The following is a 23,394-nucleotide window of genomic DNA, read 5'->3' on the forward strand; positions in this document are numbered from 1 at the left end:
TATCGCCTGATGAATCGCCCCGCCGAGCCTGCCGCCACTACGCCGGCGGCCACCGAGCACTCGACCCCGCGCTCTTCATGGATCGCGAGGGCCGGACGCGTTGTGCGCTTCAGCGCCGAACGCGCCGGTGAAGAGAAACTGCTGCAAGTGGCGTCCAGCCTGACCTTCACAACGGTCCTGGCCATCGTGCCGATGCTGGCGGTGGTCCTGTCGCTGTTCACCGCCTTTCCGGTATTCCAGGAATTCCGCGTTGCGCTCGAGGATTTCCTGACCAACAGCCTGATGCCCCCGTCCGTGTCGGACAACATCATGGATTACCTGAACCAGTTCGCGCGCCAGGCTTCACGCCTGACCGCCATTGGCGGCGTGTTTCTCCTGATCACCTCGCTGTTGCTGATCATGACGATCGACAAGGCGTTCAACGACATCTGGCATGTGACGCGCCAACGCCCCCTGCGGCAGCGCGCGCTGGTGTATTGGGCCATCATCACGCTGGGGCCGGTCGTGGCCGGCGCCAGCCTTTGGGCGACCTCGTTCGTGGCGCGCGAATCGCTGGGCCTGGTCCGCGATGTGCCTGAAGCCCTCAGCGTCGCGGTGTCGTTCATCCCGCTGGTACTCACCGCCCTCGGTTTCGCCACGCTGTTTGTCATGGTCCCGAACCGCGAAGTTCTATGGCGCGACGCCCTGGTCGGCGGCTGCGTGACCGCGGTCGTGCTGGAAATCATGAAGTCGGCGTTCGCCTATTACCTGACGCGCTTCCCAACCTACACCGTCATCTACGGCGCATTTGCCACCCTGCCGATCTTCCTTCTCTGGATTTACCTATCGTGGCTGGCCGTGCTGCTGGGGGCTATTCTGGCTTCCAGCGCACCCCTTATCCGCCTGGGCCGCTGGGAAATCAACCGCTACCCCGGCGCGCCCTTCGTGGATGCCGTGGATGCGCTGCGCGCGCTGCGCCAGGCGCAGGCGGCCAATCCGCCGGGACTGCCCGCAAATCTCCTGGCCGCGCAATTGCGGCTGCACCAGGACGAACTGAACGAAGTGCTGGAAACGTTGGCTGAAATGGGGCTGGCGACGCGCAGCCCTGAAGGCCTTTGGGTTCTGACCTGCGATGCCCGCAATACCTCGATGGCGCCCGTGGTGGATCATTTTCTGCTCGATCGCAGCCAGCCCAGGGTCCGCAATGACCCGGAAATATTGCGAGTCGCCTCGGCCGTGATTTCGCAGCAAAATACGCCCACGCTGGAAGAAGTCTGCGGAGAAGCGCAAAATACTGAAAATGGAATCGCTCCAGTACTGCAGCTGGAAGCGAAAAAGAACTAGCAAATAGGATCAGGGCGTAGTCCGCCCAGGAGGAACCGATGTTGAAGGTCAGCGAGATTTTGCGCGTCAAGGGCGATACGCTCTATACGGCGTCGCCCGACATGCCTGTGTCCCAGGCCGTGCAAACAATGAGCGAGCAGGACATAGGCTCGCTGGTGATCATGGAATTCGGGACGCTGACCGGCATGCTCACGTTCCGCGAGATCATCCGCCACATGCATGCACATGGCGGCGCCGGCGACACCACCATCCGCTCCATCATGGACGACGCTCCGGTCAGCGTGTCGCCCAATACCAGCGCCGACGAAGTGCAGCGCCTGATGCTCGAAAAGCACGCGCGCTACATCCCGGTCATGGACGGCCCCACCCTGATGGGCGTCATTTCGTTCTACGACATGGCCCAGGCCATCGTCGCGGCGCAGCAATTCGAAAACAACATGCTGAAAGCCTATATCCGCGACTGGCCGACGGAAAGCGTCGAACCCGCCAAGTCCTGAGCCGGCGGCCAGCCGTAGCTGGCCAGCGGTCACACCCCAGCCGGCGCCGCTTCGATCGCGGCGCCGCGCATATCAGGCGCATGCCGCTGGCTGCGCCAGGCATCGTAAATCAGTTCAGGGTTGTTCGCGGCCAGCAGGGCCGGATCGGACAGCATGCGGCGCCAACGGCGCGCGCCCGACTGGCCGTTCACCAACCCCAGCATCGGCCGCGTCATCACCCGCAAGGGCACGCCGACGGCGACTTGCCGCGCCGCGTATTCCATCATGGCGTCCACCACCTGCGCATCGCTGGGCAGCCGCAGCGACGGCCACAGCTGCAGGGACACTTCCGACAGCACCCGCGGCGTATGCCAGGCGGCCCGGCCCAGCATGACGCCGTCGAAATCGCCCGCGGCGCGCACGGACTGCTCGGCGTCGGCCAGGCCGCCATTGAGCACGAAGGTGCAATCCGGGAAGTCGCGCTTCAATTGCCGCACCACCTCGTAGCGCAAGGGCGGAATCTCGCGATTATCCTTGGGCGTCAGCCCCTTGAGCACTGCGTTGCGGGCATGCGCGATGAACACCCGGCAACCTGTGTCATAGACCTTGCCGACGAAATCGCGGACAAACTCATAGGACTCGTCATAGTCCAGCCCAAGCCGGTGTTTGACGGTGATCGGGATATCCACGGCGTCCTGCATGGCCTTCATGCAATCGGCCACCAAGGACGGTTCGGCCATCAGGCAGGCGCCAAAAGCGCCCTTCTGCACCCGCTCCGAAGGACAGCCGCAATTCAGGTTGATCTCGTCGTAACCCCACTTTTTGCCAAGTCTGGCCGAATGCGCCAGTGCGTCGGGCTCGCTGCCGCCAAGCTGCAGGGCCACGGGATGCTCGGTTTCGTCAAAGTCCAGGTGGCGCTCGACATTGCCGTGCAGCAGCGCGCCGGTGGTGATCATTTCCGTGTACAAGCGTGCGCGCGGCGCCAGCAGCCGATGGAAAAAGCGGCAATGGCGGTCGGTCACATCTATCATCGGGGCGACGCACAGCCGCCAGTCGGGGGAGTCCAAGAATCACTCTACAAAACAAGGGGATGCGGTATTTTACGGTGCTTGGCGGCTTTGTGTCCGGCCGGCGGCTCCGCCCGCTCCACCAGATGGCGGACAGCCTGGCCCGCCATGTGGTCTAAAATTGCGCCGCCGCAGCCGAAACAGGCATGCCCGCGCGTCCGCTAACCCCTAGATTCCGCACATCAATGGCCGTATTCACCCCTGTCTCCGAAGACGACGCTCGCGCCCTCCTGGCGCATTTCGATCTGGGCGAGTTTGTCTCGCTTCGCGGGATTACGGCGGGTATCGAGAATACCAATTACTTCCTGTACACGACCCGCGGCGAGTATGTGCTGACGCTGTTCGAGGTGCTCACGCAGGCCCAGTTGCCGTTCTACATCGAACTGATGTACCACCTGGCCGAGCGGGACATCCCGGTGCCCCGGCCCCAGACCCTGCGCAACGGCACCCGCCTGACGACGCTGCACGGCAAGCCTTGCGCCATCGTTTCACGCCTGCCGGGCGGCTACGAACCCGCGCCCGGCGCGACGCATTGCGCCCTGGCCGGCGCCACGCTGGCCCGTGCCCACCTGGCAGCGAGCGACTTCCCGCTGCACCAGCCCAATCTGCGCGGGCTGTCCTGGTGGCTGGAAACCGCTCCCAAGGTCATGCCCTTCCTGGAACCGGCGCAGGCCCAACTGCTATCGTCGGAGCTGGCCGACCAGCAGACCGCCGCCGCGACGCCGGCCTGGCAGGCATTGCAGATCGGCCCGGCCCACTGCGACCTGTTCCGGGACAACGTCCTGTTTGCCGGCACCTTCGAGGATCCGCTCATGGGCGGCATCATCGATTTCTACTTCGCTGGCTGCGATACCTGGCTGTTCGACGTCGCGGTAAGCGTCAACGACTGGTGCATCGAGCGCGACACGGGCGAATTCGTGCCCGAACTGGTCGAATCCTGGCTGGCGGCCTATGCGGCCGTGCGCCCATTCACTGACGCGGAACGCGAGGTCTGGCCGCTGATGCTGCGCGCCGCCGCGCTGCGCTTCTGGATATCGCGCCTATACGACTTTTTCCTGCCGCGGCCGGCTCAGACCCTCAAACCCCACGATCCCCGGCATTTCGAAAGAGTGTTGCAAGCACGCCACCGCCCGGGTCTGCCAATATTGCCGTAACTGTTGCTCCCCCCATAATGGGGATAGCGCGTCCCTTTTTGAGAGATCTCCCCCTTTAAAGAGCCATGCAAGCAGCATTCCTACCCGCAACATCCGGCTGGCAATGGGTCCGAGACGGCTTCCGTCTGTTCCGCAAGCAACCACTGGCCATGTTCACTTGGGCCATGGCCATCAGCCTCCTGGTCATCTTCGCCACGGCAACGCCGCCAGTCGGCCCCATCCTGGTGGTGGCGCTGATGCCCATCATCACGTTGATGACGCTATCGGCGTGCAAACATGTCGAAGCAGACCGCATCATGCTGCCCTCGATGTGGGCCAAGCCGCTCAAGCAGCCCGGCGTGTTCAGGAAGCTGTTCCTGATGGGGCTGCTGTACGCGGCACTTTGCATTGCCTGCGGCCTGATTATTTTCCTGCCGTTCACCGACGCGATGGTCGAGGGCATGCGCATCGCCTCCGTGGAAAAATCCATGGAGCCCATCCTGTCCGCCATGGCCGTTCCGCTGACTTTGTTCGCGATCACGTACGTCGTGATCGCGGCGCTGTTCTGGCATGCGCCCGTCCTGGTCGCCTGGCATGGGCTACGCTTGGTCCAGGCGCTGTTTTTCTCCGGCATCGCCTGCTGGCGCAACAAGCTGCCGTTCCTGGTCTACGGCGCCACCTGGATCCTGGTGTTTCTTTTCATCGATCTCTGCGCCGGCCTCCTGGTCGCGCTCGGCCTGTCGCCGCAGCTTGCCGGGACGCTGCAGATTCCCTTCAATATCGCCGCGGGTGGCGTGCTGTACTGCAGCTTCTATCCGGCCTATACCTCCGTGTTCGGCATCGAGAATACCGGCGCGCATCTCGACGACGGCAACGGCGCCCAGGCATGATGCCACGCGGCGGGGCGCTAGCGCCCTGCGTACCGCGAGCACCCTTCCCTGCCGTGAGATGAACGCCACGTCGATGGCATAACGCATGCCAAAGGTATGCACCGCGGCACAAGGCATCAACAAGATGCCGGACCGCGGCCCTGGCGGCTTGCGTCCCAGCAAGCCGCGGGCGCGGCCACACCAGCTGGCGACCTTGAGCAACCTGAGCCTGCCGCGCAGCCCCGGAGGCTGGCCGCTCCTCATTGCACGCTCTGCAGCAATTGCACCATGACCGGGAAGGCCAGCACGATGAACGTGCAGGGAAAGATGCAGCCAATCAGCGGCAACAGCATCTTCACGGGCGCCTGCATCGCCAGTTGTTCGGCGCGCACGTGGCGATCGCTGCGGCTTTGCGCCGCCTGCGCGCGCAGCACCGGCCCCAGGCTTATCCCCAGCGCCTCGGCCTGCGCCAAGGCGGCAGCCCAATTGCGCGCAAGCGGACTGTTACTGCGTTCCGCCAGGGCCTTGATCGCCGCGGTCCGGGAGACTCCCGCACGCATTTCCGCCAGCGCATCGGCCAATGCATCGCGCAATATGCCGGCCGGCCCGCTCTGCGCAGCCATCTGCAATGCCCCGTGCACGCTCAGCCCCGCTTCCACGCATAAGGTCATCATGTCGAAAACGAAAGGCAGGTCGCGTTCGATGCTGCGCCGCCGCTTGACGCTCAAACTCCGTAGCCAGAGGCCCGGCACGATGCCAGCCGCCAGGGCAGACGCTACCGTCCAAGGAATCCAACTCCAGGAGCGAGCCTGCGCCAGGACGGTGGCCGCCGTCGCCGTCAACCCGCCTGCAGCTATTGCCGCGCTCCAGCACAGCGCCGCTACATGCGCGTAGCTGATACCGGCGGGCAATGCCGCCCGCTCGATCGCGCGAGTCAGCCGGATGCGCCAACGCCAGGTGCACAAAGGCCCCGCCAAGGGCGCCACCGCCGAAATCCAGGGCCAAGCCGCTCGCCACCACCACGGCAAGGCCGATGACGCGCCCTCACCGTCCAGCAACAATGGCTTCAAGATCACCCAGGCCAGCCACCCCGCAGCCAACGCGGCCGTCAACAGACTCAAGTACAGCCACATCGCAGCGTCCCCTTCAGATATCGATCCGAATAATGCGCCGGATCAGCAGCATGCCCGCGGTCTCCAGCACCGCCACGATGGCCAGCACGCCCCAACCCACGGGCGTATGCCACAGCAAACCCATGATTTCCGGTTCCAGGCGGTCCAGCACGGCAAGCAGCAGCAGGGGCAACGCCCCTACTATCCAGGCCTGCAAACGCCCCTGCGAAGTCAGCGCCAGCAGCTTCGCCTGCAATTGCAACCGGGCGCGCAGGGTCTGTGCGATGCTCTCCAGCGCCTCCGCCAGATTGCCGCCCGTCTGCGTCGCGATGCGCATCGCCGCCACCACCAGAGCGGTCGAATCGGCTGGCATGCGGCCGCGCAGGTTTTCAAGTGCGGCGTCCCACGGCACTCCCATGCGCTGCTCACGCAGCATCAAGCCGAACTCCTGGGCCAGGGGCGCGCTGCTTTGTTCGACGACGTGGCGCAGGCCTGTCGTCAGTGCCACGCCTGCGCGCAAGGCTGAGGCAAGCATCAACAACGCCATTGGCAGTTGCTGTTCGAACCGCCGGGCACGCCGGCGCCGCAGCGCATTCACGAGCACCCGGGGCAAGCGTGAGGCAAACACCGCCGCCAGGGCGGCCACCAGGCCGCTACCTGTCGCGGCAAAGGCTAGCGCTGCCGCCACCGTGGCGCAGGCCACCGCCCCAGCCCATAGTTGGGCCGGGTCTATGAACAGGAACACCTCGCTCAGGCGCAAGCCCGCCTCCTGGGTGTAGACCTCGCGGTAGCGGCGCAGCGCAGGCGCAAACCAGCCCTGCGCGCGCCACGCGAGCAGCAGCACCGAAATCATGGCGGCCCCCGCCGCTAGCCAGATCATGGCGTCCCTTGCGAAAAGACTGCAAGTCCCGGCGCTGCCTTTTCCGTTTCGGAGAACCAGGCAGGATCGAAGGCCTCGTCGGCCTGCGTCCCATCGCGCGCGAAACCGGGCAAGGCACCACAACCGGTGAACCCCCGGACGCGGTCGTACCGGAACAAATCCTGCAGCTGTATGCGCCCGCTTTCCATACCGGCGATCTCCGCGATCGACGTCACGACGCGCCGCCCGTCAGCCAACCTGGCCTGCTGCACCACGATGTCGACGCTGGCGGCGATATGTTCGCGCACGGCCGCCAGGGGAAGGTCGAGGCCCGCCATCAGGATCATCGATTCCAGACGCGCCAGCGCATCGCGAGGCGAGTTGGCATGCAGCGTCGTCAGGGATCCCTCGTGGCCGGTGTTCATGGCGGTCAGCATGTCGAATGCCTCCGGCCCGCGGCACTCGCCCACGACGATCCGGTCTGGCCGCATGCGCAAGGCGTTGCGCACGAGCTCGCGGATATCGATGCGTCCACGCCCCTCCTGGTTGGCGGGACGCGCCTCCAGCGCCACCAGATGATCGTGGTTCAGGCGCAGCTCCGCTGCATCTTCGATGGTGACCACGCGTTCGCCATCGGGAATCTCGTTGGACAGGATATTGAGCAAGGTCGTCTTGCCAGCCCCCGTGCCTCCGGATACCACCAGATTCCTGCGCAACCTCACGCAGAGCGCAAGGAATTGCGCCATGGCGCCACTCAGCGAGCCCGCCGCGATCAGATCGGGCATGCCGGGACGCCGCTGCGGAAACTTGCGTATGGTGAGGCTCGCGCCCCTCATGGCCACCGGCGGAATGATGGCGTGCACCCGGGATCCATCAGCCAGGCGAGCGTCCACCATTGGCGAGCTCTCGTCGATGCGCCGCCCCAGGGGAGTGACGATGCGCTCGATGGTCCAGCGCAACGATTGCTCGCTGGTGAAGGCCGCCTGATGGCGCGACAGACGCCCGGCGCGTTCGACATAGATCTCGTCATGGCGGTTGACCATGATCTCCGTGATGTCGGCAGCGGCGAGCAAGGGCTCCAGAGGCCCCAGACCGACCGCTTCGTCCAGCACCTCGCGGCAAAGCGCCGCCCGGTCCGCCCCCGGCGGCAAATCCGCGTCCGTGGCGACGATGTGCGTCAGCAGCCGCTCGGCCTCGGCGCGCAGCATGCCGTCGCTCATGCCGGCCACGTCACGGCGGCGCAGGTCCAGCGCCGCCAGCAAGGCTCCATGCAGGCGCCGGCGCTCCTGCAACTGATGCAGCGCAGGGCGAACCTGCAACGGCGATGCTGGCGCGGCCAGCATCGGCGGATCCTGCGCTGCGGCCAAGTTGCGCGCGGCGCTGTCGGACGCGCGCCCGCTCGATTCCCCGGTGCGCTCAGAGGCGACCGCCAGCGATGCGCGCAGCCGGCAAGGGCCGATCAGTATTTCGTCGCCGGGCAGTACCGGTACATGGCGCACGATCCTCTCGCCATTCACCAGCGTCCCTCCCAGCGTGCCCAGGTCTTCGAGAACCATACCGGCCTCTTCGCATGACAGGCGGGCGTGCTGGCGTCCCACCCGCCAGTTCACGATGCGCAGGCCGCAATGCGCGCCGCGTCCGATCAGCACGGGAGCGGCCACCGTCGATCTGTGTACCGTGGCGTCCTCGAACATCATTTCTATATCGATCATGGCCTTACTTCCGATGGAGATATCGGGACGCCGTCAGGTTGAGCCCCCCATTGCGAACCCGCGCCCGCGTAGGCATCCCAACCTGCAGGCGCAGGCACGGCGGTGCCCAGCCGGGGCGGCGCGGGAAAAGCTGCTTCCAGCACGCCACGTCCACGCCGCACGCGGTCCGCCATGGCGGGCTCAGCCTGAGAAATGAGCTTGGGCGTCACAAATATGGCGAGCTCGGTTTCCCGCAACTGATAGCGCCGGGATGAGAACAAGGCGCCCAGGACCGGGACGTCCTTCAGCCATGGCAGACCGTCGCTTGCCTCGTCCCGCTCGCGCGACAGGAAGCCGCCGATGACCAGCGTATCGCCGGACCGCACGTTGAATTCGGTGGATGCGCGGCGCGTGCGCAGCGCCGGTCCGCCCGGCACGCTCAGCGCGTTGTCCACCGAACTCGCCTCTACCTCGATCAAGGATCGGATGACCCCGTTGCGGTCGACGCGGGGCGTAATCCTGAGCATGACGCCGTAGGGTTTGAACAGCGTGGTCGAATTGCCACGCGTATCGGTCGACGAGTAAGGAACCTCGCCACCGGCCAGGAAAGTTGCGCTGGCGCCACTACGCGCAAGCAATTGAGGTTGGGCCAGCATCACGGCTTCCCCGCTTTGAGCCAGCATCGCGATGCGGGACGACAGGAGTGCATTGACGCCGAAGTAGCCGGCCGCCGACGAAACCGGGCCTAATGTCTCTATGATTTCCTCGCCTGGGCGGCTCATGCGCCCCCGGGATCCGGCATCCCAGGCCAGGCCGGCATTGATGCCGCCTTGAGACATCCCGTCCCAGCGCACGCCGAGGTCCCTGAGCTTCGATGTAGGAATCTCCACGACCTGCACGTCCAGTTGCACCATGCGGTCCCAGCCCACTTGCCCGGTGAAATCCAGCACGGCGGGATAGCGGTCTGCCAGGGCCGTGATGCGCAAACGGTCGTCGTCGGAAAGATCGTCGCCCTCGATCAGGATGCGGCCGCCCACCTCGGTACTGCGCGCGCCAGGGATGCGGGCCAGCAAGGCCTCGACTTCCGCCCGCAGGCGCGGCGCCCCGGCCGGCACCACCCTGAGTTCATAGGCCTTGACGCGGGCGCCGTTGGCCCAGACATGCAGGGACGATACGCCCTCGGCGCGGGCGAACACGACGACCTCGCGCCCTTCGGCCTCGATGGCGCCGATCACCTGGCCGTTGCCTATCGCCACGCGCTTGACTCCGGGGTGCGACAGGATCCGCGTTTCGCCCACCTGGAGTTCGATTGCCTGATCCTCCGGCCACGCGGCGGTGCTGACCAGGCATAACGCCCAGGCAAACATGTTGATGACGGCACGCCTCATGGCCGCCCCCTTTTAAGCCGAGTCGGAACGGCAGTTTCCATCGCCATGGCTGCTTCACCTGCCGAGGACTCCAGCCGGTCTCCGTACAAAATGGCCACGCCGGGCGCATTCCGGGGCTCCAGGTCCAATCCGATCAGCGAAGCAAGGTCGCCTTGAACGGCACCGCTGACTACGGCGGCGTCATCGCGATGGCGCAGCATGGCTGTCAGCACCCCGGTCTGCCTGGCCGCCACAAATCGCATCGCCTCTTCCGGCGTCGCTGCCAAGGTGATGTTGCCGCCCTTGTTTTCGCCATCGGCCTCGCCCCCTACCATCAGCACGCGCATGCCTTGCAGGAGAGGCACGGTCAGGTCCTGCTGGCGATGTGTAAAGCTCACATAGATATCGATGGCGTCGCCCACGCGCAACACCTCCGCCAGGCCGCCCAGGTCGGTGGCCGCCACCGTCAGCGCGCGTTGCCCGCGACGCAGTCGGGATGCCAAGGCCGGGACCGGCGCAGTAAACGTCAAGTGCCCCCGGAGCAAGGGTTCACCATTGGCGACATCGGCCAGCAGGATGGCGCCAAGCAAGCCGGAAAGATCCAGGGGATCGATGCTGGCCCGCGAAGCCCACGGCTCCGGGATCTCGCGCACGGCGAGATGCACCTCTTCGAGTTGCGTGCCTGCTGGCAGGTCGTACGCCGCGACCAGCCGGCTGACCATCGGCGTGCGCGCCTCGGCCTCCAGCGCCTGGACCCGCTGCTGCACGTGTTCTCGCACCGCCCACGCCGATACCAGGCCCGCGATCAGCGCGATGGCGTACACGCCGGTTCTGCGCAGGCGCATCAGGACAGGGGTGATCCAGTTCTTCATGGCGTTCTTCCGCTGACCAGAAGCCCGCTGCCGCCTTGCAGCGGCACCAGCGACAGCTTCATGCGCGCGCCCGGGCGCGCCCACCAATGCGCCGACTCCTCGGACGGCGGCAAGCGACGCCAGCCGTTCTGGATCAGGCGCTCCTCCAGCAACGGAGCCAACTGTCGCGGCGACAAGGCGTATTGCCAGATACGTTCGGAGACCTGCACACCATCCTCCATCACCGCCACGTCCAGCCTCAGACGAGCGCCCACCGGGAGCCAGGCGGGCGACGGAGAATCTGGCGCAGCCAGCAGGCTGATCGCCGAAACGCTGCCGGCCGTTCGACGCACGCCCAGACCTTCCATCTGGACGACCCATTGTTCCTGCCCCACCTGACCCGACAGAATGGCCTGGCCGGACAACACGTTGAGGTCGGCCAGAGCGGGCTGCTGCGCAGACAGGTGGCGGATCAGTTCGGGCGTGCTGAGCGGAGTGTCGAAAATGAGCACGCGCGCCGGGATTCCATGCAGCCAGATACTTTCCGCCAGCAGCCCGCGCCGCGAACCCGCGGGAAAACGCAACGCCTCCAGCGCGGCGACGCCGCGCCTGCCCTTGCTGGCAGCCCCAGCTTCCGTGGAGCCAATCGCGAGATCCTGAGCAGCGGCAATGTCGCGCCCCCCCACTGCAGCGACGGCCAATGCGCCAGCCAACAACAGGCGCAGTGTCCGTGCCACCGCCAAGGTCCGCCAACCGCTACCCCACGGCACAACCCAATCCGTAGAAGACGGCGCAAGACACAGCCCGGTCATTTTCCCATCCCCTTGCGTCTGGCCAGCCGATCCGCAGGCACCACATCCGCCCATTCGGACAGCCAGTCCAGCGACAGGCCAGGCCTGCGCCATGGCCCGTCCAGGCGATCGATGACCGGCTTCAAGCGCCGGGCCTCGGCCAGCGAAGCGCTTCCGGCCTTGCGCCAGGATGTAGGCGCACGGCCGATGCGGCGCTGCGCGTCGGCGTCGCCATGCGCATATCCAGCGCCGCTTGCCACGTGCGTGCGGCGAGCGATCCGCAACCAGGCCGCATTGTCCCGATCTCGGCGCGCAGTGCTTGCCGTGGCTGACAGCAGTTGCAATTCCGCGCCGAACCATTCGTCCTGCAAGGCGGTGACCTGCGATGGCGCGATACCGGGCAGCGAACTGGCTTTCCGCGACAGCGCCATGCCGCCAGGGGTCTGCAGGTTCTGCATGCGTTGCCCCAAAGCGCCGGCCATCGCGGTCTTGCGGCTGGCCTGCGCGACTTCCTGAGCCGCGAACTGCAATCCGCCTATCCAGCACGCCGCCCACAGCAGCAGGGCCAGCAGCGGCAGCATCAGCAAGGCTTCGATCAAGGCCTGCCCTTGCTGCCGCGCCCGAGTCCGGTTCATGGCGACCTCCTTGCCCGCGCGGCCTCGCCAGCGGTAACGGCCGACAAGCGCGCTTGCCAATAGGGACGGAAAAGCGTGGCAAGTTCATCACGGCCGTCGGCACGTGGTTCCGGCCGGGCAAAATAGGTCTCTGCAGCTGAGGTCACCGTGACGGCGTCCTCCGGAGCGAGGGAGGCATAGCGGAACCTTCCCACGGGCGCCCGGACCGCACTTTCCGCATCCGTGGTTTTCAAGGATGCACTGGCACGCCTGACAGCCACCGCGAAGCGCAGGGGATCGGCGCCGCGCGGCAAAGCGACGTCGCGGTAGGCGGGCAGGCCACGGCCCGGCCAGCGCTGAGCGGCAGCCATGGCGTACGAATTGGCCATGGGATTGCTGATGTCGTTGAGCAGATCCCAGTTTGTCGACAGCTCCACCCAGCGCCAGAAATCCTGGTCGGAAAAATCGAGCGGTGGCTCGTCCACGTACTCCAGGCCTGCAGGCGCCTTGATCTTCTGGCCCTGCACCGTGCCCCAGCCCATGGCGTACTCACGAAAATAACAGCCCCTCCAGCGGTTGAAACGCAGCGCATGGTAGGACTGGGTATCGAGCGCCCCCCAGCGCCCGTCCGGCCCCAACCAGGTGTAGCCCCGGCGCCGCAACTCATGACGATGCAGGGGACACAGCGGATGGACCATCCACGGGTTGCGGCGCGTAACGCTGCGGCGATCGAGAAAACCATAGCGCTCCGCCGCCTGTTCGACGGCGGGCCTCAGGCCTGCCTCGCGCGTGGCCAGGCGGCGCCCCACGTAGCCAGGCCATCCGTCCGCCAGCAGTCGCAGGCTCGCGTCTCGGGAATGCACGCCCTCCGCGTCGGGCGCCGGAACGTCGTCCGCAAGATTGGCGGACAAGACCTTGTTCATGATGCGGTTGCGCGAAGCCGCCAGACCAGCAACAGCAGACGTTGCCGTGGCTGCCAGGACCTGGTGGACTACCCTGTCATGCTCGCCAAACGCCGCTGCCAGCCGCTGTTCCGCATTGGACACGGCTTGTGCAGATTGATAGGCCATGCCTACGTCCGGCCCGAACAGCATGGTGATCAGGCCTGCAGGCGGATTGCCACGATTGCGCTGCGACTGCATGGTGCGGGCATATTGCGCGGATGCACCCAGCGTGACCAGATGCGCCATGGCGACCTGATGCGCGATCTGCGTCCGGTTGATGTAGGCAAGGGTATTGAGCGCGCGCGCTTGCTCCAGCGCCCCGCTGTACGCTGCCGCGTCCGCGGCATGCGTCAGCCGCTGGCGTGCTCCGACGGTTTGCCCCAGGTTGTACAGGACCACCAGGGAGATGCCCCCCACCGCAGCCATCAGCAGGCCCAGGACCAGCGCCTGGCCGCGCTGGTCGGCAAGCGATGCGCAAGAACGCGTAGTCACTTCGCGTCCGCGGCATTGCCGGTGAAGGATTTGAGCGAACGGGCCTTGGTCTGCGCTGCCGCCTTCTGCGCCGCCTGTTGCGCCGCGCGGCTCTGCGCGCCGCCGTCTTCGCCGGCAAGTTCGCGCGCCATGGCGGCAGTCTGCGATCGCACCACCTGGCCGAAGTATTGATACACCGCAATGGCCGCCACGGCGACCAGGGCCACGACCACGATGTATTCGGTCATGCCTTGTCCCAACTGACGCTTCCGCAACCCTGACATATCCGCTCTCCGGCACTGTGAAGACAGGCTTCAGTGTCGACGTCTGCCCCCGGCGTCACAATTCGCGGATACCGAGGCGGATAAAGTTGTCGCGGGCCCGTTGACAGTGGCCTTCAGCGGCCGGCGCGGGGGGCCTCTCTGCGGCCGCATGAATCTTGTAACCCTTTAATATTCCAGGGTTTTCCCTATTGCCCAGCATATGGCTCAGCAGTAGATTTGAGTTGCCGGGCTGTCTGACACCCATCGCGTGCGAAGCCTGGCAGGAGCGCCTCAGACTCACCTTGAGCTGGGGCGCTCTTCCATTTTGCAGCGCGCAAATGCGCGCCACCCTCAAGCATGCGGCCCCCCTGTCGGCCCGCCAGGTCCGACGCTAGACGACCCGCAAGACCCCATTGTCGATGACGATCGCGTCGCGCTCCACGACCTTCGCACGGAATGACCCGTCCCGCCAGACGTCCACACTCAACGCCTCGCCGGGATACACCGGGCCAGAAAAACGCAGCGATACGGAGCGCACGGCGCCTTCCCCCGCCGGCTGCAACTGCCTGGCGACAGCGTGCGACACCATGCCAAAGGTGCACAAGCCATGCAGTATGGGGCGCGGAAATCCCGCGGCCCGGGCGACCTGCGGATCGCTGTGCAGCGGGTTGTAGTCGCCATTGAGCCGATAGACCAGCGCCTGCTCGGGCCGGGTTCGCGCCAGCACGGTCCAGTCCGGCGGGCTGCCAGGCATGGCGTGCACTGGGCGCGCCTGTTTGCCGGCATTCGCCATGCCGCCATCGCCCCTGAGCACATGAGTCGCGAAAGTCCGCGCGATGAGCAGACCCGTGCCGGCATCCGTCAAGGTTTTCTCGGAGTACAGCAGCAGTCCCTTTTCTCCTTTGTCCACCACCTCGACGACGCGGGTCTTGCCTATCAGTTCACCGGCGGCCGGAATGGGATGGAGAAGGTCCAGCCCCTGTTCACCGTGCAGCAGCCGCACCGTATCGGCCCCGATGTCGGGCGCGTTCAGCCAGAAGCCCGGATAGCCAAGAACCACGGCCATATAGGGCAGCACAAGCGGATCGTGCCGCCTGCCCACGTAGGCGAGGTCGCAGGCATCCACGGGATCCTGTCCCAGGCCCACCGACAGCGCGTACAGCATGGCGTCGCGCGCCGTGTAGCGTTGCCTGATCTCCGGCAATTCGTAGTTCAACAATTGCTCATGGCTCAAACGCATGGCGTTCCTCCCCTTTATCCCGCAGACAATTCCATGACCAGGGTTGCAGAATCAGATCGGGTCCCAGCTCATCACGTCGGGTGAGCGCTCCAGGGGGTAGAAGTGCTTCTGCATCGCCGGAATGGCGATCTCGGCAATGCGCTGCGGGGTCCAGCCTTCGCTGAAATGCACCGATCGCAAGGGACGCGGCTGGCTCATCAGCATGATTTCGTTGGCGCGCACCGCGAATATCTGGCCGCTGACTTCCCGCGCGGCATCGCTGAGCAAGTAGACGGCCATCGGCGCGATCTTTCCCGCCTCCATCTTCTTTAGCTTTTCCACCCGGTCCCGCTGCTGCGGCGTGTCGGTGGGGATGGAACTGGTCATGCGGCTCCAGGCCGACGGCGCGATGCAGTTGGAGCGCACGCCATACCGGCCCATGTCCAGCGCGATCATCTTGGACAAGGCCACGATGCCCAGTTTGGCCGCGCCATAATTGGCCTGGCCATAGTTGCCGATCAGCCCGGAAGTCGAGGTCATGTGCACCATCGCCCCGCTCTCCTGTTCGCGGAAGTGCGTGGCCGCGGCGCGGCTGACGAAGAACGTGCCGTCAAGATGCACCGCGATGACGGCGCGCCATTCTTCCTCGCTCATCTTGTGAAAGGAGCGGTCGCGCAGATTGCCTGCGTTGTTGACCACGCCATCGATGCGCCCGAACTGGTCCATCGCGCACTGGACGATGGCATTGGCGGAGGCATGCGTCGCGACCGAATCGAAGTTGGCGACCGCCACGCCGCCCGCGGCGCGTATCTCTGCGACCACGGCGTCGGCAGGCGCTACCGGCGCTTGCGCGGCGGACAGGCCATCGCCATTGAGTGCGACCCCGATGTCGTTGACAACGACCTTGGCGCCCTCGGCCGCCAGTTGCAGGGCCACCTCGCGGCCGATGCCGCCTCCCGCCCCAGTCACCACCACCACCTTGCCTTGCATCATGCGTTCCATGCCTAAGTCTCCTCAAAACGCGCCTGCCGGCGTCATCCGGCAGGCGCGGTACGGTCGAATTCCTACTCGGTCGTCACGTTGGCGCGGCGCACCACCTCGGCCCACTTCTTGCCTTCGCTGCCGATGAAGGCGGCGAACTCCGCGGGCGTATCGGGATTGGGCACCGCTCCCTGGTCCCGGATCTGCTTCTGCATATCGGGGGTCTGAATGATGGCGACTACCTGCTTGTTGATTTCCGCCACCACGTCGTCCGGCGTCCTGGCGGGTGCCCACAGGCCGAACCACGACACGACCTCGTAGCCGGGTACGCCGGCCTCCGCCACGGTGGGCACCTCGGGCAGCTGGTCGCTGCGCTGCGCCGAGGTCACCGCCAGCACCTTCAGCCGGCCGGCCTTGATGTGCGGCAGCGCCGAAGGCAGGTTGTCGAAAATCATCGAGATCTGGCCTCCCAGCAGATCCGTCACCGCCGGCGTGCTGCCCTTGTAGGGCACGTGCACCATGTCGACCCCCGTCATCATCTTGAAGGTCTCGCCGGACATGTGCAGCGTGCTCCCATGTCCGGAAGAGCCGAAGGTGAGCTTCCCGGGATGGGTCTTGCCGTAGGCAATCAGCTCCTTCACGGTGTCATACGGCGCATTCTTGGGCACCACCAGGGCATTCGGCACCATGGCCGTGCGCGTGATCGGCGCGAAGTCCTTGATGGCGTCGTAGGGCATGGACTTGTACAGGCTGGGATTGATGGCGTGCGTGCCGATCGTGCCCATTACCAGCGTATAGCCGTCCGGCGCAGCCCGCGCCACCTGCGCCGTGCCGATGTTGCCGCCCGCGCCGGGCTTGTTTTCGACCACCACGGACACGCCCCAGCGCTCGCTCAGGCGCTGGCCTATCACGCGCGCCAGGATGTCGGTCGTGCCGCCCGCCGAGAACGGCACATTGATGGTCACCGGCTTGTTCGGAAAGCCCTGCGCGGTCTGTGCGCCCACCGCGCCAGCGCCCAGCAGGGCCGCCCATCCCAGCAGCGCCAGGGTCTTCAGGGGACGCTTGCGCGCAAGAGCTGCGGGCGCGTCTTTTTTGATTGTCTTGAACATTGTCTCCTCGCTTTTTTTATCCAGGTTCAGAGGCGGTCCGCCTCAATCCAGCAACGCAAGATCCTGCCCTTCCTCCACTTCATCGCCGACCGCCACCAGCACCTTGGCGATACGGCCTGCTGCCTCGCTTTCAACGGGGATCTCCATCTTCATGGACTCGACCTTGAAAACCTCGTCGCCCGCCTGAATCCGCGCGCCCTCTTCCACGCAACAAGCGACCACGCGGCCCGCCACGTTGGAGACTATTTTTTTCATGCCAGCTCCTTTACCGACTCTGTTGAAATCACTTCCTGCAAGCCGTCGACGGTCATCGCGCCGGCCTGGAACCGCTTCGATCCGAGCACCTGGAGAATCATGGGAATGTTGGTCTTGATGCCCTCTACCCGCATGCGGCCGAGCGCGCTGCTCAGTTCGCGGATGGCGGCGGCGCGGTCGGCCGAGTGTGCAATGACCTTCGCCACCATAGGGTCGTAATGGCTGGAAACCCGGTTGCCCTGTGCATAGCCCGTCTCTATCCGCAGGCCCGGACGTGGCTCGGGCAACTCGAACGCCTTCAGGACGCCAGGCGAAGGCAGGAAGCGCACGGGATCCTCGGCATAGACGCGTGCCTCGATGGCATGCCCCGTCACGATCGGCTGCCTGCCGATCACCGAGGACAGCTTTTCGCCCGCCGCCAGGCGGATCTGCGCCTGCACGATGTCCACGCCGGTGACCGCTTCCGAGATGGCGTGTTCGACCTGCAAGCGCGTGTTGACTTCGAGGAACGAGAAGCCACTGTCCGGCGTGTACAGCATCTCGACCGTGCCGATGACGTCGTAGCCGATCTCTCCCAGGATCGCCGACAGCCGCTGCGACATGCCGGCCACGGCCTGGCGGTCGATGGCCGGCGCCGGCGCTTCCTCGATCACCTTCTGGTATCTGCGCTGGGTGGAGCAGTCCCGTTCGAACAAGGACAGGACATTGCCGAACCTGTCCGCCAGGAACTGGAATTCGATATGCCGCGGAGACGGCACGAATCGCTCCATGTACAGGGCGGGATTGGCGAAGGCCTTTTCGGCCATGCCGCTGGCGCGCTCCCAGCAATCAGATAGAGACTGAGGGTCGTGGACGGGGATCATGCCTATGCCCCCGCCGCCGCCCGCAGGCTTGATCAGCACCGGATACCCCAGCGCGTCGGCGGCCCGCCGTACCGTCGCCATGTCGTCCCTGGGCAGGATGCCCGTGCTGCCTCCGGCCTGCAGGCCATGCCGTTGCATCAATGCGCGTGCGCTCGCCTTGTTGCCCAACGCGTCGATCCACTTGGACGAAGGGCCAATGAAGCAATGCCCCGCCGTTTCCACCCTGCGGGCGAACTGCGCGTTCTCGGACAGGAATCCGTAGCCCGGATGCAGCGCGTCGGCGCCGCAGCGCGCCATGACTTCAAGCAACAGGTCCTGATTCAGGTAGCTGGCCCGCGCCGCTGCCGGCCCGATGCAGAAACTCTCGTCGGCCTGACGCACGTAAGGAAGGTCGGCATCGGCCTCGGAGTACACCGCCACGGACTGCAGGCCCAGCGCCTTCACGGCGCGCAGGATGCGCGCGGCGGCGGCCCCCCGGTTGGCGATCAGGATCTTCTTCATCTGCATCACCTCAGGGCCGGTACGCGCTGGACACTTGGCCGGGCTGGCGCAGCGGCGCGGCCAGATTCGCGAACTCCACCAGGCGTGCGCGCGTGCAGGCCGGATCGATGATGTCCTCGATGACGAAGGCCTCCGCGCTGCGGAAGGGAGACGTCAGGGCGCGCACTCTTGCCTCGATTTCCGCGCGCTTGGCTTCGGGATCGGCGGCCGCCTCGATCTCCGACCGGTACGCCACCTCCAGGCCGCCCTCGATCGGCAGCGAACCCCACTGAGCCGAAGGCCAGGCATAGCGGAAATTGAAACGGCTGGAATTCTGGTGGCCGCCCGCGGCCACGCCGAAGGCCCGCCGCATGATCAGGGAAAACCACGGCACCGTGGACTGCGAGACCGCCGTCAGCGCTCTGACTCCAGCGCGCATCACGCCGTCCTTCTCGGCTTCCAGGCCAATCTGGAAACCCGCGATGTCCACCAGGTTCACCACGGGCAGGTGGAAGGTTTCGGCCAGGTCGACCAGGCGGGTGAATTTCTCGGCGGTGTGCCGGTCCCAGCCGCCGCCATAGTGATAGGGATTGCTGGCGACGAACAGCACGGGCCAGCCATCCACCCGAGCCAGCCCGCCCACGATCGCCCTGCCCCAATGCCGGCCGATTTCGAACACGGTGCCGGGATCGAACAATGTTTCCAGTATCGGACGGATCTTGTAGACCTTGCGCGTGTCCTTCGGAATGGCCGTCCGCAGCCATTCCTGCTCAGCCGCGGCGACAGGGGTCTCTCCCCTGGGCGCGAGTTCGTAGGCCGACGCCGGCAGATACGACAGGAAGCGCCGGGCCGCCGCAAAAGCTTCGTCCTCGGAATCCACTTCATCGTCCACCACGCCGTTGCGGGTGTGTATGGCGCTTCCGCCCAGCTCGTTCTTGCTCAGTTTCTGGCCGATCTTGGCCACCACCGGAGGCCCCGCGATGAACAGCTGGGAGGTGTCCTTGACCATGACGGAGTAGTGGCTGCCGGCGACGCGCGCGGCCCCCTGGCCGGCCACCGATCCGAGGGCGAGCGACACCACGGGGACCTGGGCCAGGTTGCGCGCCACGTAGGCCCAGATCTTCATCTTCGGCAGCAGCGCATGTCCCATCTTCTCGATATTCTTGACCGAGCCGCCTCCACCCGTGCCGTCGATCAGGCGCACCAGCGGCAGACGCAGGTCAAACGCCATCTGTTCGGCGTAGATCATCTTGTCGCCCACGGCGCCGTCATTCGCGCCGCCGCGCACGGTGAAGTCGTCGCCCACCACCACGACGTTTTTCCTGTCCAGCGCTGCGCGCCCCATGATCACGTTCGACGGCATCACGTCAACCAGGCGGCCCTGCTCGTCATATTCGCCGCTTCCGGCCAGGCCTCCCACCTCGACGAACGAACCGCCATCGACCAGCCGTTCGATCCGCTGGCGGATGTCCAGCTTGCCCGCGTCATGCTGACGCTGCACCTTTTCCACGCCGCCCATGCGCAGGGAATACTCCTTGCGGCGTGCCAGTTCGTCCAACTCCTGCGTCCAGCTCATGACTTCCTCCAATGACGGCGCCAGCCTGAAATTCAGGGCGCCAGTTCGATCCACGCATCGTCCAGCTTCAAGTCCACCGCGGTCCGCGCCTGCAGCGCCGCGAAATCCAGGCCCCGCACCATCGCCCGCACATGCAGTCCGTCCGGCGTGATATCCAGGATGGCCAGATCGCTGTAGATGCGATCGACCACGGCCTTGCCGGTAAGGGGGTAGGTGCATTCAGGCACGATCTTCGGCCGGCCATCCCGGTCCACGTGCTGCATCATCACGAAGATGCGCTTCGCGCCCGCCACCAGGTCCATGGCCCCGCCTACTGCCGGAATCGAGTCCTCGCGTCCCGTGTCCCAGTTGGCCAGGTCGCCGTCGGCCGATACCTGGAAGGCGCCCAGCACGGTCAGATCGATATGGCCGCCGCGCATCATGGCGAAGGAGACCACGTGGTCGGTGATCGAGGCCCCGATGTCCAGCGCAACGGGCTCCTTGCTGGCGTTGAGCAGATCCCTATCGACCGCGGCGCCCGGCGGCAGGCCTTTCATGCCCAGGATGCCGTTTTCGCTGTGCAGCACCACGCCACGCTCCGGCTTCAGATAGTCGGCCACCGACGTCGGCATGCCGATACCCAGGTTGACGTAGGAGGCGGGCGGAATGTCGTCGGCGACGATCTGCGCCATGCGCGCGCGGGACAGGCTATTGATACTCATTGGGGCACTCGACGATGCGTTGAACGAAAATCCCGGGCGTCATGATCTGCTCCGGCGCCAGCTCCCCCAGAGGCGCCACCTGGTCCACCTGGGCCACCGTCAGCCTCGCGGCCATGCACATCACGGGTCCGAAGTTGCGGCTGGCGTAGCGGTAGGTCAGATTGCCCGCACTGTCGCCGTACTGCGCCTTCACGAAAGCCACATCGCCCGGCAACGGATCTTCCAGCACGTAGCCGCGACCGTCGATGGAGCGCGTTTCCTTGCCTTGCGCCAAGCGGGTGCCATAGGCCGTGGGCGTGAAGAACGGGCCCATGCCGGCCCCGGCAGCCCGCAGGCGTTCGGCCAGCGTGCCCTGCGGCACCACCTCCAGATCGATTCTGCCCGCGGCATACCACTCTCCGAACGCCGCCGCATTGGGCTTCTTGGGATTCGACGAGCGTGCAAAGGAGCAGATCACTTTCCGCACCCGCCCCGCCCGGATCAGCTGACTCAAACCCTGCTCGCCGTTGCCTGCGTTGTTGTTGACGACCGTCAGTTCGCGGGCGCCAGTCTCCAGCAGCGCCTGCAGCAGTTCCGTCGGCACGCCCGAAGCGCCAAACCCGCCTATCAGCAACGTGGCGCCATCCGCCACTCCGGCCACGGCCTCCTCCAGCGAAGGCACGATCTTGTTCAACATCGCTTACCCCTGGCGGTGGACGCGGCTGCTCCGCCTCCACCGCAAATTTGTTGGACGGTCACAGCGTAGGCAACGCGCTGAGGATCGCGGTGGACTGGCTGGACAGCGTGCCGCCATTGCCGTGCACCAGGGCCAGGTTCGGATCCCTCAGCTGGCGCTCACCGCACTCTCCGCGCAACTGCCTGACCGCCTCCACCATGAGAAACACGCCATACATGCCCGGATGCACACAGGACAGGCCGCCGCCGTTGGTATTGACCGCCAGGCGCCCGCCGGGCGCGATCGCGCCATCGTCCACAAATGCGCCGCCTTCGCCCTTCCGGCAGAAACCCAGGTCTTCCAGGAACAGAATGGTGTTGATGGTGAAGGCGTCGTACAGCATGGCCAGGTCCATGTCTTTCGCGCCGACGCCGGCCATCTCGTAGCAACGCTTGCCGGATTCGAGCGCCGCGGTCACCGTCAGGTCATGCATGGACGAAACCTGCCGGTTCCAAATCGCGGTCGCGTTGCCCATCACGTACACCGGTTTCTTGGCGCAATCGCGCGCGCGGTCGGATCGGGTCAGCACGAACGCGCCGGCGCCGTCGCTGACCATGCAGCAATCGCGGACCGTGAAAGGCTCGCAGACCGGACGAGCGGCCGCCACGTCTTCCAGCGACAGCGGCGCCCGCATGGCGGCTTCGGGATTCAACTGCGCCCATTTCCGCGCCGCCACCGCCACTTCAGACAACTGTTTGCGCGTGGTGCCGTACTGGTGCATATGGCGGCTGGCGGCCAAGGCGTAGGCCGCCACCGGCATGGGCGGGTCATAGGGCGTTTCGTAGGGCTGCGGGTCCAGAAACTTCCGCACGCGGGTCAGATCCGCCCGGTTGAACGTGGCGGTGCGCTGCGTACTCCCATAGCAGACCAGGACCGCATTGCATTGGCCGGACGCAAGCGCGTGCATGACCGGGAGCAGATGCGCCACATAGCTGGAGCCGCCGATCATGGTGCTGTCGACAAAGGTCGGACGTATGCCGAGATATTCGACGACCGACATCGCCCACATGGGCGACAGGGAACTGCAGGTCGTGATGCCGTCTATGTCCTTGAGGCTCAGGCCGGCGTCCGCAATCGCAGCCATGGCAGCCTGCGCCAGCACTTCCTGCTCGCTATGGCCGCTGGCCTGTCCCAGCCCGGCCAGCCCCACGCCAACCACGGCCGTCTTGCCTCTCAAATCGTGCAGAGTCATGCCGCCCTCCCCGAGGGTACGAACACCACTTGCACAGCCTGGCCGTCCGCCACGATCCGGGCGCTTACGCGCATGCCGATGCGCACCTGCGCGGGCGCCAGCTCCGCCACCCGGCTCATCATCCGCACGCCTTCCGGCAAGTCCACCAGGCAGACGTTGTAGTCGCCACCCTGCTCCGGCTTGCGGTACACGGTGGTGGTGGCGTACACCACTCCCTCGCCTGAAGGCGCGAACCAGCACAATGCCGCGCCGCCGCAATGGGGACACACGCAGCGTGGATAGAAAACCGCCTGCCTGCAATCCACGCAACGTTGAATCTGAAACCGGCCCGCCGCCAGGCCATCTAGATAGATCTGCTCTGGTCCGCCCGCTACCTGCGCACTGCTTTGGATCTCCACCCATGCCTCCTGTCGTGTCGTCTTCTGCACCTGCCAACATTGCGGCTCAGTGTAGGGACAGGCATGCGGCAGAT

24 protein-coding genes and 1 pseudogene are annotated in these 23,394 nt (G+C 65.7%); 4 read left to right on the top strand and 21 right to left on the bottom strand.

The genetic code is table 11. The features are described 5' to 3' along the window. Nucleotides 1-9 precede the first annotated feature (9 nt). Together WBB14_RS08695 and WBB14_RS08700 are read left to right on the top strand one after the other, a co-directional pair. Nucleotides 10-1,323: a YihY family inner membrane protein gene (locus tag WBB14_RS08695; protein WP_424239465.1), complete on the top strand. Its 1,314-nt coding sequence runs from the start codon at nt 10-12 to the stop codon at nt 1,321-1,323. 38 nt (nt 1,324-1,361) lie between these two features. Next, complete coding sequence (locus tag WBB14_RS08700) at nt 1,362-1,820, top strand: CBS domain-containing protein (RefSeq protein ID WP_424239466.1); 459 nt, start codon at nt 1,362-1,364, stop codon at nt 1,818-1,820. Nucleotides 1,821-1,849: 29 nt separating this feature from the next. Here WBB14_RS08700 and dusA read toward each other — a convergent pair whose 3' ends face one another. Continuing rightward, the gene (dusA, locus tag WBB14_RS08705; protein ID WP_424239467.1) at nt 1,850-2,866 is read right to left on the bottom strand and encodes a tRNA dihydrouridine(20/20a) synthase DusA; all 1,017 of its coding nucleotides are present in this window, start codon (nt 2,864-2,866) and stop codon (nt 1,850-1,852) included. Nucleotides 2,867-3,051: 185 nt separating this feature from the next. On the opposite strand from dusA, the gene WBB14_RS08710 reads away from it, so the two are divergent. Both WBB14_RS08710 and WBB14_RS08715 read left to right on the top strand, forming a co-directional pair. Then, entirely contained in the window at nt 3,052-4,020 is a 969-nt protein-coding gene (locus WBB14_RS08710) for a homoserine kinase (protein ID WP_424239468.1), read from the top strand. A gap of 65 nt (nt 4,021-4,085) precedes the next feature. After that, nucleotides 4,086-4,889, top strand: coding sequence for a BPSS1780 family membrane protein (locus WBB14_RS08715; protein ID WP_424239469.1), 804 nt, complete (start codon nt 4,086-4,088; stop codon nt 4,887-4,889). A 6-nt stretch (nt 4,890-4,895) separates the two neighbouring features. Here WBB14_RS08715 and WBB14_RS08720 read toward each other — a convergent pair. The 20 genes and pseudogenes from WBB14_RS08720 to WBB14_RS08815 all read right to left on the bottom strand — a co-directional run. After that, nucleotides 4,896-5,132 (bottom strand): annotated as a pseudogene (locus tag WBB14_RS08720) (DUF192 domain-containing protein); the annotation flags it as partial. Then, nucleotides 5,129-6,001, bottom strand: coding sequence for a type II secretion system F family protein (locus tag WBB14_RS08725; protein WP_424239470.1), 873 nt, complete (start codon nt 5,999-6,001; stop codon nt 5,129-5,131). The gene WBB14_RS08725 and the pseudogene WBB14_RS08720, both read right to left, overlap by 4 nt. Before the next feature lie 13 nt (nt 6,002-6,014). Continuing rightward, the gene (locus WBB14_RS08730; protein WP_424239471.1) at nt 6,015-6,860 is read right to left on the bottom strand and encodes a type II secretion system F family protein; all 846 of its coding nucleotides are present in this window, start codon (nt 6,858-6,860) and stop codon (nt 6,015-6,017) included. After that, nucleotides 6,857-8,551 carry an ATPase, T2SS/T4P/T4SS family gene (locus WBB14_RS08735; protein WP_424239472.1) on the bottom strand — a complete coding sequence of 565 codons (1,695 nt, stop codon included), beginning with the start codon at nt 8,549-8,551 and terminating at the stop codon, nt 6,857-6,859. The genes WBB14_RS08730 and WBB14_RS08735 overlap by 4 nt, the downstream gene beginning before the upstream one ends. Then, complete coding sequence (locus tag WBB14_RS08740) at nt 8,548-9,918, bottom strand: type II and III secretion system protein family protein (protein WP_424239473.1); 1,371 nt, start codon at nt 9,916-9,918, stop codon at nt 8,548-8,550. Before WBB14_RS08740 ends, WBB14_RS08735 begins: the two co-directional genes overlap by 4 nt. Further along, nucleotides 9,915-10,769, bottom strand: coding sequence for a Flp pilus assembly protein CpaB (gene cpaB / locus WBB14_RS08745; RefSeq protein WP_424239474.1), 855 nt, complete (start codon nt 10,767-10,769; stop codon nt 9,915-9,917). The genes WBB14_RS08740 and cpaB overlap by 4 nt, the downstream gene beginning before the upstream one ends. Then, on the bottom strand, nt 10,766-11,485 hold the full coding sequence (locus WBB14_RS08750) for a hypothetical protein (RefSeq protein ID WP_424239475.1): 720 nt from the start codon (nt 11,483-11,485) through the stop codon (nt 10,766-10,768). The genes cpaB and WBB14_RS08750 overlap by 4 nt, the downstream gene beginning before the upstream one ends. Before the next feature lie 71 nt (nt 11,486-11,556). Further along, complete coding sequence (locus WBB14_RS08755; RefSeq protein WP_424239476.1) at nt 11,557-12,174, bottom strand: TadE/TadG family type IV pilus assembly protein; 618 nt, start codon at nt 12,172-12,174, stop codon at nt 11,557-11,559. After that, nucleotides 12,171-13,589 (bottom strand): pilus assembly protein TadG-related protein, encoded by a 1,419-nt coding sequence (locus tag WBB14_RS08760; protein WP_424239477.1) that lies wholly within the window; start codon nt 13,587-13,589, stop codon nt 12,171-12,173. The genes WBB14_RS08755 and WBB14_RS08760 overlap by 4 nt, the downstream gene beginning before the upstream one ends. Then, nucleotides 13,586-13,852 (bottom strand): hypothetical protein, encoded by a 267-nt coding sequence (locus WBB14_RS08765; protein ID WP_013392851.1) that lies wholly within the window; start codon nt 13,850-13,852, stop codon nt 13,586-13,588. Before WBB14_RS08765 ends, WBB14_RS08760 begins: the two co-directional genes overlap by 4 nt. A gap of 370 nt (nt 13,853-14,222) precedes the next feature. Further along, nucleotides 14,223-15,071, bottom strand: coding sequence for a MaoC/PaaZ C-terminal domain-containing protein (locus WBB14_RS08770; RefSeq protein WP_424239478.1), 849 nt, complete (start codon nt 15,069-15,071; stop codon nt 14,223-14,225). A 51-nt stretch (nt 15,072-15,122) separates the two neighbouring features. Beyond that, nucleotides 15,123-16,052: an SDR family oxidoreductase gene (locus tag WBB14_RS08775; protein ID WP_424239479.1), complete on the bottom strand. Its 930-nt coding sequence runs from the start codon at nt 16,050-16,052 to the stop codon at nt 15,123-15,125. Nucleotides 16,053-16,114: 62 nt separating this feature from the next. Further along, a complete protein-coding gene (locus WBB14_RS08780) occupies nt 16,115-17,140 on the bottom strand; it encodes a Bug family tripartite tricarboxylate transporter substrate binding protein (RefSeq protein ID WP_424239480.1) in 1,026 nt (341 codons plus the stop codon). Nucleotides 17,141-17,182: 42 nt separating this feature from the next. Next, nucleotides 17,183-17,395, bottom strand: a complete 213-nt coding sequence (locus WBB14_RS08785; RefSeq protein ID WP_424239481.1) for an acetyl-CoA carboxylase biotin carboxyl carrier protein subunit — start codon at nt 17,393-17,395, stop codon at nt 17,183-17,185. After that, on the bottom strand, nt 17,392-18,759 hold the full coding sequence (locus WBB14_RS08790; RefSeq protein ID WP_424239482.1) for an acetyl-CoA carboxylase biotin carboxylase subunit: 1,368 nt from the start codon (nt 18,757-18,759) through the stop codon (nt 17,392-17,394). Before WBB14_RS08790 ends, WBB14_RS08785 begins: the two co-directional genes overlap by 4 nt. A 10-nt stretch (nt 18,760-18,769) precedes the next feature. Next, complete coding sequence (locus WBB14_RS08795) at nt 18,770-20,314, bottom strand: acyl-CoA carboxylase subunit beta (protein WP_424239483.1); 1,545 nt, start codon at nt 20,312-20,314, stop codon at nt 18,770-18,772. A gap of 32 nt (nt 20,315-20,346) precedes the next feature. Then, nucleotides 20,347-21,015 carry a 3-oxoacid CoA-transferase subunit B gene (locus WBB14_RS08800; protein ID WP_424239484.1) on the bottom strand — a complete coding sequence of 223 codons (669 nt, stop codon included), beginning with the start codon at nt 21,013-21,015 and terminating at the stop codon, nt 20,347-20,349. Beyond that, nucleotides 21,002-21,691: a 3-oxoacid CoA-transferase subunit A gene (locus WBB14_RS08805; protein ID WP_424239485.1), complete on the bottom strand. Its 690-nt coding sequence runs from the start codon at nt 21,689-21,691 to the stop codon at nt 21,002-21,004. Before WBB14_RS08805 ends, WBB14_RS08800 begins: the two co-directional genes overlap by 14 nt. 58 nt (nt 21,692-21,749) lie before the next feature. Further along, nucleotides 21,750-22,922: a thiolase gene (locus WBB14_RS08810; protein WP_424239486.1), complete on the bottom strand. Its 1,173-nt coding sequence runs from the start codon at nt 22,920-22,922 to the stop codon at nt 21,750-21,752. After that, nucleotides 22,919-23,320: a Zn-ribbon domain-containing OB-fold protein gene (locus WBB14_RS08815; protein WP_424239487.1), complete on the bottom strand. Its 402-nt coding sequence runs from the start codon at nt 23,318-23,320 to the stop codon at nt 22,919-22,921. Before WBB14_RS08815 ends, WBB14_RS08810 begins: the two co-directional genes overlap by 4 nt. Nucleotides 23,321-23,394 lie beyond the last annotated feature (74 nt).

Origin of the sequence: Achromobacter sp. (assembly GCF_049647645.1) — a bacterium.
Lineage (GTDB): Bacteria > Pseudomonadota > Gammaproteobacteria > Burkholderiales > Burkholderiaceae_B > Achromobacter.